Below are 16,134 nucleotides of genomic sequence, written 5' to 3' on the forward strand. Positions count from 1 at the left end.
AACCGATGAACAGGACAATCCGACAGGAAATCTTCAGGCGTCTGGCTGCCAGCAACCCGGCACCCACCACCGAGCTCAAATACGCAAGCCCCTTCGAGCTGCTGATCGCAGTGATTCTGTCTGCCCAGGCTACCGATGTCAGCGTGAACAAAGCCACAGGACCGCTGTTCAAAGTCGCGAACACGCCTGCTGCAATGAAGGCTCTGGGACTCACACGGCTGAAGTCCTATGTGAAAAGCATCGGCCTGTTCAATACCAAGGCAGCCAACATCCTCAGGACCTGCGATGTGCTGCTCAAGGAACACGCAGGACAGGTTCCCGAGGACCGCAGCGCACTCGAGGCCCTGCCGGGAGTCGGTCGGAAAACGGCCAATGTGGTGCTGAATACGGCGTTTGGTCACCCCACGATCGCCGTGGACACCCACATCTTCCGCGTTGCGAACCGCACCCGGATCGCGCCGGGAAAGACCGTGCGGGAGGTCGAAGACCGGCTGCTCAGGGTGGTACCGAAAGAGTACCTGCACGACGCCCACCACTGGCTGATCCTGCATGGTCGCTATGTGTGCGTGGCCCGCAAGCCCCGCTGCGGCGCCTGTGTGATTGAAGATCTCTGCGAGTACAGGCACAAGGTGGAAGCAGAGTGAACCGGATCGCTGCGCGCAGCGAGAGTCTCAGCGAATCTCAGAGATCGACCAGTTCCACCGACTCGATCGTCCGACCCAGAAAATAGCCCCCCACCCGGCGGAAGCGCGACAGACCGTCCGTCGCGAGCAGCTGAGTCTGGGGGTGGCCTGTACCCATTGTCCCCGCCAGGGCTGAAGCGACCACCCGGGCGGTGGTAGCCGCGGAGTCGACGATCCGGGTACCGGGCAGCAGCTTCTCCAGACTGGACCGGAACACAGGGAAGTGGGTGCATCCCAGCACCAGGGTGGCCGGGGCATGCGCACCGGTGAATCCCTGCAGATAGCGCAACAGAGTTGCTTCACAGAAGTCGCCGCTATGTTCGCCTTCCTCCGCGAGGGTAACGAGCAGCGGGCAGGCTCTCGCATGCACCTGCAGATCCGGGCGACGGGAGAGGATTTCCCGCTGATAGGCACCGCCCCCCACCGTGCTCTCGGTCGCAAGTACCAGCACGCTGCTCGCCACAGGCGCACTGCGCACGGCATCAGCGCCGGGCGCAACCACACCGAATACCGGAAGCGGCGCATAAGTTTCCAGAAGGGTATCCAGCGCAAAGGCAGAGGCTGTGTTGCAGGCCACCACCAGTGCACCCACACCCCGATCGATAAGAAACCCGGCGGCCTGCAGCGCATAGCGGCGCACCGTATGCGCGCTCTTGCTGCCATAGGGCAGCCGTGCGGTGTCACCCAGATAGAGAAAACGCCGATCCGGCAGCGCGCTCTGCAGTGCGCGCAGCACGGTCAGGCCGCCCATGCCGGAGTCGAACACGCCGATCCGGTCGGCACCACCAGGAGATGCGGTCAAAGGTGAGTCCTATGAGGTTTTACGGAACCAGGACATTACACCGTTTTTGCGCTCTGATTTCCCGGGCTCACTTTCCGTGGCGGTTTCAAAACGTATTTCTTCAACGTTCTTCGGCCGCGGCGGCTGACGGCCGTCGCGCATCTCGCGGATCTTCTTTTCGATGATCAGATCTTCTTTACGCTTGGCTTTCAGTGCCGCGCCGATATCGATACCACAGCGTGCACAGTGGCTCGTCTCGAGCTGCAGATGACCGCAGCGCGGACATTCCATGTGCGCGGCGGTGATATCACGCAGCGTCTTGTCGTCGCGGCCTTCGCCGCGATCGTCCCGATCGATCCGATAGTCGAGCTTGGGCTCCGTTCTCGGAGTCAGATCCTTGATCCGGCACAAGGCACCGAAATCCGCGAAGCGCGCCTGCAGGCGTTGCGCCTCCTCCTGGGTGAGCTGAGATCTGATGACCACGGTGCGGCCGCTGAACAGCTGCCGCGCTTTGCGATCGTCTATTCCAAGTTCCCGGGCCAGGTTGGCCTGCACCGTCTCTTCCCTGACACCCTGGGAAACTTCACCGCTGAAAAGCACCTGATAGTTACCCATCGATCACTCCGATAACTTCTTCCTGCGTGTTGCGCCGAACGCAAACGCAGTGCCTGGCGGCAGACCTGATTCGCCAGCGCGAATGCAGGCCGCCGAGGCGGATGAAAGCCGCCCCATCGCGCTGATGATACGCGCCCCGATCCTGGTCAAATGTGACGACGTTCGCATCATTCTGACTGCTGTTCACCGCGCAACAGCCGGGGTGCCAGGCCAGGGTGCCTGTGCTGGACACGCACCGGGCAGGCTTGCCGATACACGGATTGCGAAGGGGCGTCCGATGACGCGAAGCGGTCAGCGTCCGGCGACTTCGGACTCACCGGCGGGCGCCTCACGGGCCAGCCGTACCGTGGTCCGCCGATTGGCCGATCGACCGGCCGCTGTGGCGTTGTCAGCTACCGGGTAGCGGTCACCATGGTAGCGCAGCACCAGCATCGCACTCGGCACACCAAACCCTTCCAGTGCCCGTGCGACGGTCTCAGCACGACGCTTCGACAGGGCGAGGTTAGCCGCCGGTGTGCCGGTGGCATCCGCATGGCCATCGACATAGATGGCCCGCACACTCGGATTCTCGCGGGCAAACTGAGCCAGGGCCTCGAGATGGATCAGATCTTCTGTTTCGAGTTGCCAGATCTGCTCACCGTGATTGATCCGGGTGCGCTCCATGTCCGCCCAGCTGTACGCCGAGGGATTGCGGGTACAGGCGAGAAAGGGACCGTAGGGTGTGCGGAAGCGCTGAGCGCCGATGCGCACGTCAAAACCGGCAGGCACGACTTCCGGCTGTGTACCGAAGGGACCCAGCTCCAGGTCATAGCCCCGATACAGGCTCATCAGAAGTTCGCCGGACAGAGGCTCTCCACCGCTGGCGCCATTGCGCAGTACCTCACCCATTTCACCGATGACCCGCCAGGCGGGAAACCCCGGGTGCCAGGTTGGGGTCAGCTCGCGCACCCTGACAGCGCTGGCAGCTGCCAGAATCCGATGCCCCATCAGCTCGAACACCAGTTCCGTTCCGGTACCACCGAAGAAACGTGCGGTGCCGAAGTCCGGAATCTGCTGTTCGAGCACGCAGAGTCCGTTCTGCTGGAAGAAGTGCCAGCTGGCGTCGATGCCACCACCCAGAACCATGGCGGTGCCCTGACTCGCGGGTGGCTGGGCCGCAGCCACCGGGCTTTCCTCCGCTTCCGCCGCATGGATCCGTGCAGGACCCGCAACCCACACGAGGGAAACCAGCATGAGCGGCATGCCCGCCAGCAGCACCCTGGCCACGACGGCCAGAGGCAACGACACGAGTATCCGGAAACCCCTGCAGGCTGATTCGCTCAAGCGGACTCACTGACTTCCTGTGGCTGTCTCTAGTGAGATCGGCGGCGGCGCGGGAAACTTTAGCACCTGCCCCCAGGCGCCCTCATTGGTTCATCAGGGAGTGTGCTAAGGTGCGCCGATGTCAGCATCCCACGGCGTGAATGCCGCACCGCAGATGGCCGATCGCTTCCGGGGTTTCCTGCCGGTAGTGCTCGACCTGGAGACCGGCGGCTTCAATCCGGCCACCAATGCCATTCTCGAAGTCGCTCTGGTCTTCGTGGGCTTCAAGGGCCACAAACTGGTGCCTGTAGAGCGCTGGCGTCGAGCGGTCGCACCCTATCCCGGCAGTCTCTGCGATCCCGCCGCATTGAAAGTGACGGGCATAGATCCAAAAGATCCCAACCGCAACGCTCTGTGCGAGGATACCGCACTCAAGGAGATGTTCCGGGTGGTGCGGCATCAGATCAAGGCGGCAGACTGCCAGCGCGCCATACTGGTCGCCCACAACGCGTCTTTCGATCAGCAGTTTCTGAATCTCGCGATCGCCAGAAACGACATCAAGCGCAACCCCTTCCATCCCTTCAGCGCCATCGACACTGCCTCGCTCGCCGCGGTCGCATTCGGTCACACGGTATTGAGTGAGGCCTGCGCCCGGGCGGGGATCGCCTTCGAAGCTGCCCGCGCGCACAACGCGCTCTACGATGCTGAACGTACTGCGGAGCTGTTCTGCACTATCGTGAATCGCTGGCCGGCGCCCCTCAATCTGGGCGGTGACGAAGACTGACGCCAGCGCGATGGAAGCCCGATCAGCTTCCGGGCTCGGCGGGTACCGCGCCGTCGACGAGGGTCTTGAGTTCACCGGATTCAAACATCTCGGTGATGATGTCGCAGCCTCCCACGAGTTCGCCCTGCACATAGAGCTGGGGAAAGGTCGGCCATTTCGCATAGCCGGGCAGGGTGGCCCGGATGTCCGGGTTGCTGAGGATGTCGACATAGGCGAAGCGCTGCCCGCAGCTGATCAGGCATTGCACCGCCTGAGCGGAAAAACCACACTGTGGCGACTGGGGAGAGCCCTTCATGTAGAGCAGGATGGGATTGGAGCCAATCTGCTCTTTGATGGTATCGATCGTAGTCTGTACTTGTTCACTCATGAAGCTTCTCCACCTGTCGGCGGCTTGTGTAAGTGCGGGTCGCATATTGTAGCCTCTGCCGCCGATTCTGCACAGGGACCAGCGGCGCAAACTTAGATGACCGCAGCAAAAGGAAGTTCGTCCGTGGACTATGGATTCGACACCGAAATCGATCGCAGCGCTACCTTCAGCAGTAAATGGGAGAAATACGCGGGTCGCGACATTCTGCCGTACTGGGTGGCAGACATGGAATTTCCCACGCCGTACTTCGTGCTCGACGCGGTGAGGGCGCGCCTCGAACATCCGATCCTCGGCTACACGCGCACCCCGCCGGATTTCATCGAATCCTTCCAGGGCTGGCTGCAGCGCGCCTACGGCTGGGCCGTCCCCGCAGAGTGGCTGGTGTGGATTCCGGGTGTCGTCACCGGATTCAATCTGGCCGCACTGGCAGCGGCCAGACTCGCCGACACTGCGCACAAGGCGGACCCGGGTACCGCCATCCTGATTCCGACACCCGTCTACTACCCCTTTCTGAGCGTGCCCCGCAACACAGACCAGCAGGCCCTCAGCGTTCCTCTGGTGCGCGACGGCGCCCGCTGGTGCATGGATTTCGATGCCATGCAGGATGCCCTCGATCAGTGGACCGGCGCACCCGTTCGTCTGCTGCTGCTCAGCAACCCGCAGAACCCCACAGGCCGCGCCTACACACGGGCTGAACTTTCACTGCTTGCCGATTTCTGCCTGCGCAACAATCTGGTGCTGTGTTCGGATGAAATTCACAGCCCGATCATCCTCGACGAACAGGCGCGCCACATCCCGGTCGCCAGTCTTTCGCAGACGATCGCCGAGCGAACCATCACCCTTTTCGCTGCAACCAAGACCTATAACATGCCCGGACTGAGCTGCGGGGTGGCAGTGATCCCGGACCTGGCGCTGCGGCGGGCATTCATCCACTCGATGGGTGGCCTTGTGCCCGGTATCGGGCCATTGAATTTTGCCGCCTCCCAGGCCGCGTTCGCTGACCAGTCGGACTATCTGCCGGAATTGCTCGCCTACCTGCGCGGCAACCACCGCCGGGTGCAGGAGGTGGTGGGAAATCGCATGACAGCGGTGGAAGCGACCTACCTCGCCTGGATCGATCTGTCTGATACACCGGTGGCCGGTGGTCCTGGCACATTCTTCGAATCCCACGGGCTCGGACTTTCTGATGGCGCACCCTTCGGCGGACCGGGTTTCGTCCGTTTCAATTTCGCCTGCCCCCGTTCGATGCTCGAGCGCGGTCTGGACCGTTACCAGGCGGCCATGTCCAGCCTCTGACCGTTTCCCACCACCGGGTGCTGAAAACCCGCCGCAGGTGCAAAAGCGCTCTGCCGCCCACATTGATCTGAATCCAGCGCTGCAGTAGCATTCTTCCCCTTTCGCAGGCGGCGCTGGCTGCCTGTTTTCGTTTTCGGGCGCAGGAAACCGGACTGCCATGAACCACCTCATGACGACCTACAGACGACTTCCCGTGGCATTCGTGCGTGGCAGTGGCGCCTATCTGGAAGATACCAGCGGCAAGCGCTATCTGGATGCGCTCTCCGGTATTGCCGTATGCGGTCTCGGCCACGCCCATCCTGCCGTCACCCGTGCACTCAGCGAACAGGCAGCCACCCTGCTGCACACGTCCAACCTTTACGAAGTGCCCCTGCAGAGCGAACTGGCGGACCGGCTGTGCAGAATATCCGGTATGGATCGGGTCTTCTTCGGCAACTCCGGCGCGGAAGCCAATGAAGCCGCGATCAAACTCGCCCGCCTGCGTGCCCACAAGCGCGGCGTCAAGGATCCAGCGATCGTGGTGGTGGAAGACAGCTTCCATGGCCGCACCCTGGCCACACTCACTGCCACCGGCAGCCGCAAGGCTCAGGCTGGTTTCGAACCTCTGGTGAAGGGATTCGTTCGCGCGCCCTACAACGACCTGGCGGCGATCAGCCTTATCGCTGACAACAATCCGGACGTGGTTGCGATCCTGGTCGAACCCGTGCTCGGGGAAGGTGGAATTCTCATTCCCGACGATGACTACCTTGCAGGGCTGCGCCGCATCTGCGACGAACACAACTGGCTGCTGATGCTCGATGAAGTGCAGACCGGCAACGGCCGTACCGGGACGTTCTTTGCCTATCAGCAGTCGGGAATCCTGCCGGACGTGGTCACCACCGCGAAAGGCCTGGGCAACGGCATGCCGATCGGCGCCTGCCTGGCCCGGGGTGAAGCGGCGGACGTGCTCCAGGCGGGTAATCACGGCTCCACCTTCGGCGGCAATCTGCTCGCCTGCGCTGCCGGACTGGCAGTGCTGGACACTCTGGAATCAGAGAATCTCATGCCCCGCGCCGCCGAACTCGGTGAGCGCATCGTCAACGGCCTGCGCAGCGCACTTTCCGGCAACAACCAGGTCGTCGCCGTGCGCGGTAAAGGTCTGATGATCGGTATCGAATTCCGGGATCCCTGCACCGAACTTGTGGCTGCAGCCCTGGAAGCCGGTGTGTTGATCAATGTTACTCACGACACCGTGGTACGCCTGCTGCCTCCGCTGATCCTCACCGACGCGGAAGCCGATGATCTGATTGCACGCGTGGCGCGAGTCCTTAACGGCGGCTGATCCATGAGCACCGCCAAGCGGGACTTTCTCACACTCCTGGATCTGTCGACGGAAGAACTGCGGCAAATCGTTCGCCGCGGAATGGCGCTGCGCAGTCTGCAGCCGCGCCACAATCATCCGAAGACGCTCGATGGCCGCACCGCGGCGATGATCTTTGAACTCAATTCAACCCGTACCCGGGTGGCCTTCGAAGTCGGCATGAGCCAGCTTGGCGGCACAGCCCTGTATCTGGATCCGGAAAGCAGTCAGCTGGGCCGTGGCGAGCCGGTGGAAGACACCGCCCGGGTGCTGTCGGAGATGGTGGATGTAGTCATCATCCGTACCCGCGAGCAGAACCTGATCGAACAGTTCGCCCGGACTGCCACGGTGCCGGTGATCAACGCGATGACCACCCGCTCCCACCCCTGCCAGCTGCTGGCGGATGTGCAGACCTTCGAGGAACTGCGCGGGCCGATTGAAGGGCGCACGGTGGCCTTCGTGGGCGATGGCCACAACATGTGCCATTCCTATATCAATGCGGCGCGGCAATGGGGTTTTAATCTGAAGATCGCCTCCCCCGAGGGCTATCGTCCCGACGCCAGCGTGCTTGCCAGTACCAACAACGCCACACTGGTGGAGACCGCCGTCGAGGCCGTCGCCAACGCGGATCTGGTGGTCACCGACGTCTGGTCCTCCATGGGCCACGAAGGCGAGGAAGACACCCGGGCAGCCGCGTTCAAGGGCTTTCAGGTGGATGAGGCGCTGCTCGATGGCGCACGCTCCGACGTGCTCTTCATGCACTGTCTGCCAGCCCATCGGGGTGAAGAAATCAGCCGAACCCTGCTGGACGATCCGCGCTCCTGCGTCTTTCATGAAGCCGGTAACCGGCTCCACAGTCAGAAAGCGCTGCTGGAATTTCTCATCAACGGCGACTGCTGACGCTCCATGCTGCGGTCAGGCGAAATTCGGAGAGAGGTTGATCAGGGCGTGGGCGAAGACCCGCTACCCCGGACCTCGCTCGGCAGCTCCGCTGTGCCCTCGTGCAGCTTTTTGCCCCGCGGGAAGCCCGCGAGTCAAAAAGCCTTACTCGGCCTCGCTCCACGGCCCGGGGTAGCGGGTCTTCGCCCACGCTTGCTGACTCTTTCCAAGCTTCGTGGCCGCGCTACGATCTGAGGGTCAGAAGATCTCCGGGCCCTGAATGCGGATCCGCGGATACGGCATTTCGTGAATCGCACAGGAGGCTCCAGCGCTGATCTGGTCTCAGCGGCCGGTCAAGGAGCCATCTCGAAGCTGTGGGGTGAGGGGGTTGCGTCGGACCGTGGAGCGAGGCCGAGTGAGGTGGATTGACCCGCTTCGGGGCAACTCCGCCGAGGGAGGGAAGCCCGGAGGGCCCGAGCGTAGGTCCGGCGCAACCCCCTCACCACCACAGCCTCGCAATACGCTCCGAAAACAGCCCGCCGAACATCAGTCCAGCGAGATCAACCGCCCATGTCATCAGCCACGAATCAGCGACAGATGCGGTTTCAGCCTAAAGCCTCAGATCCTCGAGCAGATGCGGTTTCGCGATGTGATAACCCTGAGCGAAATCGACACCGATTTCCTTGAGCCGATCCAGCACGTCGCCGCTTTCCACGTACTCGGCAATGGTGCGCTTACCCATGTAGTGACCGATCTCGTTGATCGAGCGCACGACCGCATAGTCGCCCGGATTGTCGACGATGTCCTTCACAAACACGCCATCGATCTTCACGAAGTCCACCGGGAGATTGCGCAGGTAGGAGTAGGACGACAGGCCGGTGCCGAAGTCATCCAGTGAGAACTGACAGCCGATGATCTTCATGCGATTCATGAAGTCCACGGCGTTTTCCAGATTCGCGATGGCGGCGGTCTCGGTGATCTCGAAACAGACCTTGCTGGTCGGCGCCTGACTCTTCGAGAACTGTTCGAGCACGAAGTCCGGGAACGTCTCGTCGTTGACGCTGTGTCCCGACACATTGATCGAAAAGCCCGCAAAATGATCGAGCTTGTCACGATTCAGCGACATCCAGTGCAGCACCCGCTCAATGACCCAGCGGTCGATGGCCGTCATGCGGTTGTATGTCTCGGCCGCAATGATGAAATCCGTCGGCGGCATGGTGTCGCCGAACTCATCGATCATGGTGAGCAGGATTTCATAATGGAAATCATTGCTCTTTTTAGCGCCCGCGCCGGCACCCTTGCCTGTCTTGCCGTTGAGAATCGGCTCGATGCGCTGACAGTTGAGGATCAGCCGGTCTTCTTCGATCGCCTTGTCCAGGTGACTGACCCACTCCATCACTCCATGCCGACGCTGCATCTTGGCATCGCCGAGTTCGTATTCCTGCAGTCGGTTGCGACCTGCATCCTTGGCGGTGTAGCAGGCTTCGTCCGCGTACTGCATCAGGCTGTCGACGTGTTCCGTGGTCTGATCCACAAACACCAGACCCATGCTGGCGGAAAGGTTGTACTTGCGGCCATCCCATTCGAACTTGGAGCTCCGCACCACATTGAGCAGGTCTTCCGCCAGGTCCCGCGCTTCCTGGGTTCCGATGTTCTCCACCAGCACCCCGAATTCGTCACCGCCGAGTCGACCCAGCGTAGCCTGATAATTCGACAGCGCCTTGCTGATCTGATCGGCGATCATCTTCAGGAGCTCGTCTCCTGCGGTGTGACCACTGGTATTGTTCACGATCTTGAACTGATCGAGGTCGAGATACAGGAGGGCGTGCTGCAGCTCTTCGCCTCTCGCGCTCTGGATACTCGCAGTCACATGGCGCTCGAATTCCTTGCGGTTGATGAGCTGGGTGAGATCGTCGTGGCTGGCCTGGAATGCCAGCTGTTTGTGCATGTTCTCCAGCATGCGCTGCGAGGCACGCTCCATCAGCGGCAGATCGTAGTCGTCCAGCAGCGTGATCTCACCCTGATGCAGACCATCGGCCATGGCTTTCAGGTTGAGCTCCCGGTTCTTCACGCCTTTACGATTGGCGAGCACAAAGGAAGACGCATCGTCACCCACAAAGGCGACGGTCAGGATCAGCGGGCGACCCTGAGGATCGGTCGCAGCCAGCCACTCGCCGACCTGCATCCGACGCGCACGCTCCACCGCCCTGGACCAGCTGCGGCGCACGTCTTCGTCTTCGGTTTCGAGAACCGGATCGGATTCCGGCAGGAGCCCTTCCAGACCGAGGGCATCGGCGATGCCACTGGGCTCCACGGGGCTGTAGGTGACATTGGTCCGCTTGCCGGTCGTGTCACCGACCAGCGCGGACGACAGTTTCATGATCAGCGGTGTGCGTTTGCTGGGGTCGAAGGAAATGCTGTTGAGGCCGGACACTACCCGCTTGAGCAGCACATCCGGGTCGACATAACCTTCCGTGCCTGGCGCAATGCTGCCATCGAGCTGACCCCAGAGCTGATCGATCAGACCCAGCTGATCGTGCCATTCGTTGCTGTCCACACCGCGACGCAGGTGTGTGTGCACCAGGAGATTGCGCCAGCCCGGGTTCAGCAGCTCGAGGAGCAGATCGGGAACCCGTTCTCCGGAAAAACGTGAATCAATCTCTTTGAGCACCCGACGCCGGGCCCGGGCCAGTTTCTGCTGTCCTTCGCTCGCCCGCACGGTGCGTTCGATGTTGCCGCGATAAGCGCGCGTCTGTTTATCCACCAGAGGGTGCAGTTCGTCCACCACTTCGGTGAACACTTCCGGGTTCCGGTCGTATTCCTTCACCACCTTCTGCAGCAGCTCATCCACCCGGCGGCCGACCTCCCGGTCGATACCTTCACGGGTGTCCTTCTGATTACCCAGCCGGGCGAGCTGGTTGAGCATCTGTACCGCGCTGTGCGGACTGTCGGATTCGGGACGCAGAAATCCCGGGTCCTGGGCTGCGAGCTTGTTCAGTGTGATTTCGAGGCGCTGGATCCACTCACGGATGCCGTCTGTCAGCAGACGATCATCGCGCAGGGAACCCACCAGGTTCTCCATGACGCTGAGGGTATCGTAGTCATCCTCGGCGAAACGTTTGCGATCACCGTGGCGACTGCGCAGGATCTCCACCAGGCGAGGGCGCAGCCTCCGGTCGGTGAGGGACGCATCGCCGAATTCGGATTCGATGGTGGACAGTGCAGCCAGAATGTCAGTCGTGCCGAAGGTATCAGCGGGCGGTGTATCCGGAGTCGCAAGGATATCGTCCGGCGCCTTGCCGAGCAGGGCCTTGGTGCGCCGGTCGATATTCAGAATGGTTCGGGCGGTGTTGTACAGGCCACGGTTGGCTCCCGCCGGCTGCACAAACGGGTTGTGGTCCACCCGGGGTACCGCCGGGCCAAGCCCCTCCGCCGCCATCGTGGCTTCCCGCACCGAGGTTTCCATCTCCTGGTAGGCCTCGGGCTCAACCTTCACGCCGGATGGTGTGCGCCGCACCGATGCCCGCTGCAGCGATTCCCGCAGCTCTTCCACCGACGGGAATACATTGCTGTCTTCGAGCAGTTTGCCGAGCGCCGAGTAGAGATTGCCGAGCATCGGCATCAGGGCATTTTCGAAACAGTGATAGATATCCTGCTTCACGACCCTTCGGAATTCGAAATCGCTGATCGCATCGTCGAAGGCCCAGGTGAAAACTGCCGGTCCAACCGGAACCACGTCCTTGTGCGTCCATGGCTTGGCAATGAGGCCAAGCTGTGCCCGCAGATCGAGAAGGTCTTCGTGATAGCGGTTTTCGGCTTTCGAAATCACCTCGGCCACTGCCAGCCACTCTTCGAACTTTTCGGTGTCCACCAGCTCGAGTTTGGGCGTATTACCTGATTCCCTGCGTCGCCGTCGACCCAGGACATCCTGCAGTTCGGAAACCTGATCGATCTGCCGAAGCACGTCACCGATGAAATCGTGGCGCATCCGGTCTTTGTTTTTCTCGAGGATTTCAAGACCCTCGAAATACATCGTCTGCATCGCGTTGGTACCGGCATCCCGCGCCTTGACAAGCAGTTCGTTGTCGACGATGCCGAAGAACTGGGAGCAGATTCGATCGAGTGCACGTTGCACCACACGACGGATCTTGGTGCGGATGGCGGCTGCGTCATCATCGCTTATGCGGCGGTCCCGCAGCAGCTGTTCGGGAATCTCCTGATGCTCTTTCTGGCCGCGCCTCGAACTCCCCGCCGCTTCGCCGGAGTCCGCGCTCTGGTCCTCAGCAGGCTCTGTGCCCCCCACGGCCGATCGCGCGAGCGTGCCGGATGCGACTGCGAACTCAATCAGAGAGTTGAAGGCCTCTTCCGGCATCCCCTGAGGAAAGAGCACACCGAGCCCATTGCCGGAGTCGGAGATGCGCGCGATGCGCGCCTGGGTCCGGTAGTGTCTCTGACCCGCCGGTGTGGCCACAGAGAAATGCAGCGCAATTTCGTCGCCGGCTTTCGGATCTGCGCCGGTCGCTCCGAGCGACCGGGCGCCACCTGCACCCGCGAGCAACATGCCCTCCTGACAGAAGTCACGAATCGTGCACAGCCAGGAGCGACCCTGCTGGGGGTGCACGAGGGCGGAAAGCGATATGGGTTGCCGAGGAAATTTACGGCGATTCACTAATGCAGGATCCATCTGCGAAACCGTCCGGACATTACCCGATATCCCGTGTGAGGTCACGCGCAGGCTGCGGAATCTGCGAGTTCGATCCTGTCTCTGCCACCGAACTTTGCTGTATACAGTGCCCGGTCTGCGCGCTGGATCACATCCTCGAGTCGCTCTCCACGCCGGTAGCTGGAAATCCCCACGGATACGGTCAGCGCCAGGGGTTCCATTTCCGGCCCGATCTGCATGCGTCGAGTGCTTTCACAGAGGCGCTCGGAGACCCGCCGGGCGGTCGCCTGATCCGCCCCGATGAGCACCAGCAGAAACTCCTCGCCACCCAGTCTGGCGACAAAGTCCACGGAGCGGACTACGCCAAGTGCCGCTTCTGCGAAGTCGCGCAGTACCCGGTCACCCCGCTGATGGCCGAAGCGATCGTTGACCAGTTTAAAGTGATCCAGGTCACAGTAGCAGAGCGTGAATCCCGGGTGGCCCCGATCCGCGAGCGCTTTCTGTCGGGCCAGCACATCCATGATGTAGCGACGGTTGTACAGACCAGTCAGTTCATCGCGCATGGCGAGTTCGGACAGCTGCTCCATTGCCTCGTTGAGCTTATCGCGCCGTCGCTCGAAGGCCGTGCGCAACGCTGTCACTTCCTGGGCCATGATCGCCATTGCCACGATCATGGCAGTGAAGGCAAGGCCGAGCATGAGCTCGAAACCGGGATCGACTGCTGCCACTGCGGACAGCAGCAGCACACTGCCTGCGTAGGCACTCCAGGTGACCAGAGTGACGATCACCAGCTGACGCAGGTCCAGATGCAGTGCCGTGTAAAGGAGTCCGAACAGCGGCACAACCAGCAGCAGCAGCCGAAACGGATGGGGAACCAGCACCGCGGTCAGCACCACGCCGACGTTGCACCAGAGCGCCTTACTGAGGGACAGCGCACCGCTGGCGAATCGACTCGAGGCATCATCGGTCAGCATCAGCGTCAGCAGCCCGGCCGCCCAGACACCCACCAGCAGGTGCACGGCTGAAGCCGCCACATTCAGATGGCCAACCTGTCGCAGGGACAGACAGACAGCCGCGTAAACCATCACGCCCACAGCGCCGAAGGAGATCCGGTTGGTCCGGTTGTTGAAATATTCTGCGGCGGAAAACACAGCCATACGCCCAGCACAGGTAAACGTGCTGCCTATTCTAGTCAGCGCCTGCTCTGCTCAAGTGATGTCTTGTATCGGGTATGTACGCTTTGCGCGCTCAAACCCTTGGGTCGAGGAGGGTCCGGGCCACCGCACGGCGCCAGCCTCCGAGCAGACGGTCGCGCTCGAGCACCGCCATGGCGGGCCGGAACTCCTGGTCCAGCTGCCACATCGCGGTCGCTTCGGAGAAATCTCCGGCCAGACCTGCCCCGAGTGCAGCCAGCACAGCGGCGCCCAGTGCGGTGGTTTCAATGTTCACAGGACGCTCAACGGGCAGATCGATAATGTCCGCCAGGAACTGACACAGCCAGTCATTGACGACCATGCCGCCATCGACACGGAGGCCGGCGAGGGCCACACCGTCCGCCGCCATCGCATCCACCAGCTCCGCACTCTGATATGCCACGCTGGCCAGAGTCGCGGTGATCAGATGGTCCCGATTGGTGTCCAGTGTGAGTCCGCTGAGCAGCCCCCGCGCCGCAGGCGCCCAGTGAGGGGCCCCGAGCCCGGTGAATGCGGGCACCAGATATACCCCCCGGGTATCACCGCCCGTGCGCCGCGCTGCTGCTTCGGTTTCCCGGGCGGAAGTCACCAGGCCGAGCTGATCCCGCAGCCACTTCACCGCGACACCCGCAGAAAAAATACTGCCTTCCAGCGCGTAGGTCGTGCTGCCATCAAGCCGGTATGCGACCGTCGTCAGCAGGCGCTGGCGGGAGTGGATCCGCGTGGCGCCGGTATTGAGCATCGCGAAGCAGCCGGTACCGTAAGTACTCTTCGCCATGCCCGTCGAGAAACAGGCCTGGCCGATGAGGGCCGCCTGCTGGTCCCCGGCCACGCCGAAGATGGGAATTGCGGCACCGAACCACTCAGGGTCTGCCACACCAAAATCTGCCGCGCTGTCCAGCACATCCGGCAGCAGGCTGGCGGGAATCGAAAAATAGCGCAGGAGTTCTCGCGACCAGGTCTGTGCATCAATGTCGAACAACTGGGTTCTGGATGCATTACTGGCATCGGTGACATGCCTTGCCCCCTTGGTCAGTCGCCAGATGAGAAACGCATCCACGGTCCCGAAACAGACCTTCCCCGCCTCGGCCAGGTGGCGGATCCCGGGCACCTCATCGAGCAGCCAGGCCAGCTTCGTGGCCGAGAAATAGGGGTCGATGACCAGCCCGGTTGTGCGGGATACGGTCTGGGCCATGCCGTCTTCGAGCATGACCTGACAGCGTTCGGCAGTCCGGCGATCCTGCCAGACGATGGCGGGATGCAGAGGTCGACCCGACTGCCGATCCCAGACCAGGGTGGTTTCCCTCTGGTTGGTGATGCCGATAGCGGCAATGTCTGATCCACTCAGGCCCGCCTGTTCCAGCGCATCTCGCCCGGCAGCCAGCGTTGTCCGCCAGAGCACCTCCGGATTCTGCTCCACCCAGCCATCCGCGGGGAAAGTCATGTCGAACTCATGGGCCACCGCCCCGATCACCCTGCCCTGGGTATCGAAAATGATGACCCTGGAACTGGACGTACCCTGGTCGATGGCCATGATATGGCTCATATGGCTGCCTCTAAGCCGGTTTATGCGTACCACAATATATAGTGGTCACTATCGCGCTGCCAGACGACGTCCCAGGGACCCTCCGTCAGGTCGGACAGCGCCGAAAATCCGCCCCGAAAACCGGTCACAACAACCCCACAGGTTATCCACAGGAAACTCATCCGATTCTCCAGCGGGGTAATCCTTGCAACACTGTCGGCTTCGCATTATCTTGTGTGGCCTTGGGCTGGAACCCCAAGATATAGCGGTCCCAGGGCAGGAGCGGGTCAATCAGTTGGGGTGGCAGTCGGTGCAGGTCGGTGGGCTCGCGCCCGAATTCCATCAATAATTAGACCCGATCCATATCCTCCCAGGCGCCGGACAGCGCAGCAGAGCGAACTCCGCCGGATGCCGCAGAATTCACCCCGAAAGGCGTGAAATCTGCTCCGAAAGCAAGTTTGCCTGAACCGCAACATGTAGTGGCTCCCGCACAGCGGCCCTTCCCGGTCAAACACCGGGAGAGGTCTCTGGAAGGAAGCCCCGGAGACAATCAGAGCGACCGGCGGGCTCCCTCGAGCCGTACGGTAAATGCGACAACAGAAATATGTTCGGAGGGGACGCATTTCTGTGACACCTGCCCTGCGACCAGGCCAGAGTGACCAGGTGGCGGTGACCAGGTGGCAGTGACCAGGTAAGAGAGAGAATCA

The 16,134-nt window shown here is 61.9% G+C and carries 12 protein-coding genes; 5 read left to right on the forward strand and 7 right to left on the reverse strand.

The window, feature by feature from the left end; translation table 11 throughout:
• Positions 1-5 precede the first annotated feature (5 nt).
• Complete coding sequence (gene nth, locus R3E82_12080) at positions 6-644, forward strand: endonuclease III (protein MEZ5551621.1); 639 nt, start codon at positions 6-8, stop codon at positions 642-644.
• Positions 645-681: 37 nt separating this feature from the next.
• On the opposite strand, the gene murI is transcribed toward nth, so the two are convergent.
• From murI to R3E82_12095, 3 genes are all read right to left on the reverse strand, one after another.
• Positions 682-1,485, reverse strand: a complete 804-nt coding sequence (murI, locus tag R3E82_12085; GenBank protein MEZ5551622.1) for a glutamate racemase — start codon at positions 1,483-1,485, stop codon at positions 682-684.
• Between the two features lie 9 nt (positions 1,486-1,494).
• Positions 1,495-2,079 carry a hypothetical protein gene (locus R3E82_12090; protein MEZ5551623.1) on the reverse strand — a complete coding sequence of 195 codons (585 nt, stop codon included), beginning with the start codon at positions 2,077-2,079 and terminating at the stop codon, positions 1,495-1,497.
• Between the two features lie 291 nt (positions 2,080-2,370).
• Positions 2,371-3,402: an OmpA family protein gene (locus tag R3E82_12095; protein MEZ5551624.1), complete on the reverse strand. Its 1,032-nt coding sequence runs from the start codon at positions 3,400-3,402 to the stop codon at positions 2,371-2,373.
• A 118-nt stretch (positions 3,403-3,520) separates the two neighbouring features.
• On the opposite strand from R3E82_12095, the gene rnt reads away from it, so the two are divergent.
• Positions 3,521-4,165, forward strand: a complete 645-nt coding sequence (gene rnt, locus R3E82_12100; GenBank protein ID MEZ5551625.1) for a ribonuclease T — start codon at positions 3,521-3,523, stop codon at positions 4,163-4,165.
• 22 nt (positions 4,166-4,187) lie between these two features.
• Here the strand turns inward: rnt and grxD are convergent, their stop codons facing one another.
• A complete protein-coding gene (gene grxD / locus R3E82_12105) occupies positions 4,188-4,532 on the reverse strand; it encodes a Grx4 family monothiol glutaredoxin (GenBank protein ID MEZ5551626.1) in 345 nt (114 codons plus the stop codon).
• Between the two features lie 96 nt (positions 4,533-4,628).
• On the opposite strand from grxD, the gene R3E82_12110 reads away from it, so the two are divergent.
• From R3E82_12110 to argF, 3 genes are all read left to right on the forward strand, one after another.
• Entirely contained in the window at positions 4,629-5,828 is a 1,200-nt protein-coding gene (locus R3E82_12110) for a PatB family C-S lyase (GenBank protein ID MEZ5551627.1), read from the forward strand.
• Positions 5,829-5,985: 157 nt separating this feature from the next.
• Positions 5,986-7,149: an aspartate aminotransferase family protein gene (locus R3E82_12115; GenBank protein ID MEZ5551628.1), complete on the forward strand. Its 1,164-nt coding sequence runs from the start codon at positions 5,986-5,988 to the stop codon at positions 7,147-7,149.
• Positions 7,150-7,152: 3 nt separating this feature from the next.
• Positions 7,153-8,067, forward strand: a complete 915-nt coding sequence (gene argF, locus R3E82_12120; GenBank protein ID MEZ5551629.1) for an ornithine carbamoyltransferase — start codon at positions 7,153-7,155, stop codon at positions 8,065-8,067.
• A gap of 589 nt (positions 8,068-8,656) precedes the next feature.
• On the opposite strand, the gene R3E82_12125 is transcribed toward argF, so the two are convergent.
• From R3E82_12125 to glpK, 3 genes are all read right to left on the reverse strand, one after another.
• The gene (locus R3E82_12125; protein ID MEZ5551630.1) at positions 8,657-12,730 is read right to left on the reverse strand and encodes a DUF1631 family protein; all 4,074 of its coding nucleotides are present in this window, start codon (positions 12,728-12,730) and stop codon (positions 8,657-8,659) included.
• A 41-nt stretch (positions 12,731-12,771) separates the two neighbouring features.
• Entirely contained in the window at positions 12,772-13,866 is a 1,095-nt protein-coding gene (locus R3E82_12130; protein MEZ5551631.1) for a GGDEF domain-containing protein, read from the reverse strand.
• A gap of 91 nt (positions 13,867-13,957) precedes the next feature.
• On the reverse strand, positions 13,958-15,448 hold the full coding sequence (glpK, locus tag R3E82_12135) for a glycerol kinase GlpK (GenBank protein ID MEZ5551632.1): 1,491 nt from the start codon (positions 15,446-15,448) through the stop codon (positions 13,958-13,960).
• Positions 15,449-16,134 lie beyond the last annotated feature (686 nt).

The sequence above is a fragment of the Pseudomonadales bacterium genome (genome assembly GCA_041395945.1).
Lineage (GTDB): Bacteria > Pseudomonadota > Gammaproteobacteria > Pseudomonadales > Azotimanducaceae > SZUA-309.

Excerpts from the sequence above, each read along its gene's own strand:
- R3E82_12110 (MEZ5551627.1), top strand. The coding sequence starts at position 4,629 with ATGACCGCAGCAAAAGGAAGTTCGTCCGTGGACTATGGATTCGACACC.
- grxD (MEZ5551626.1), bottom strand. The coding sequence starts at position 4,532 with ATGAGTGAACAAGTACAGACTACGATCGATACCATCAAAGAGCAGATT.
- rnt (MEZ5551625.1), top strand. The coding sequence starts at position 3,521 with ATGTCAGCATCCCACGGCGTGAATGCCGCACCGCAGATGGCCGATCGC.
- argF (MEZ5551629.1), top strand. The coding sequence starts at position 7,153 with ATGAGCACCGCCAAGCGGGACTTTCTCACACTCCTGGATCTGTCGACG.
- R3E82_12090 (MEZ5551623.1), bottom strand. The coding sequence starts at position 2,079 with ATGGGTAACTATCAGGTGCTTTTCAGCGGTGAAGTTTCCCAGGGTGTC.
- glpK (MEZ5551632.1), bottom strand. The coding sequence starts at position 15,448 with ATGAGCCATATCATGGCCATCGACCAGGGTACGTCCAGTTCCAGGGTC.
- nth (MEZ5551621.1), top strand. The coding sequence starts at position 6 with ATGAACAGGACAATCCGACAGGAAATCTTCAGGCGTCTGGCTGCCAGC.
- R3E82_12115 (MEZ5551628.1), top strand. The coding sequence starts at position 5,986 with ATGAACCACCTCATGACGACCTACAGACGACTTCCCGTGGCATTCGTG.
- R3E82_12125 (MEZ5551630.1), bottom strand. The coding sequence starts at position 12,730 with ATGGATCCTGCATTAGTGAATCGCCGTAAATTTCCTCGGCAACCCATA.
- R3E82_12130 (MEZ5551631.1), bottom strand. The coding sequence starts at position 13,866 with ATGGCTGTGTTTTCCGCCGCAGAATATTTCAACAACCGGACCAACCGG.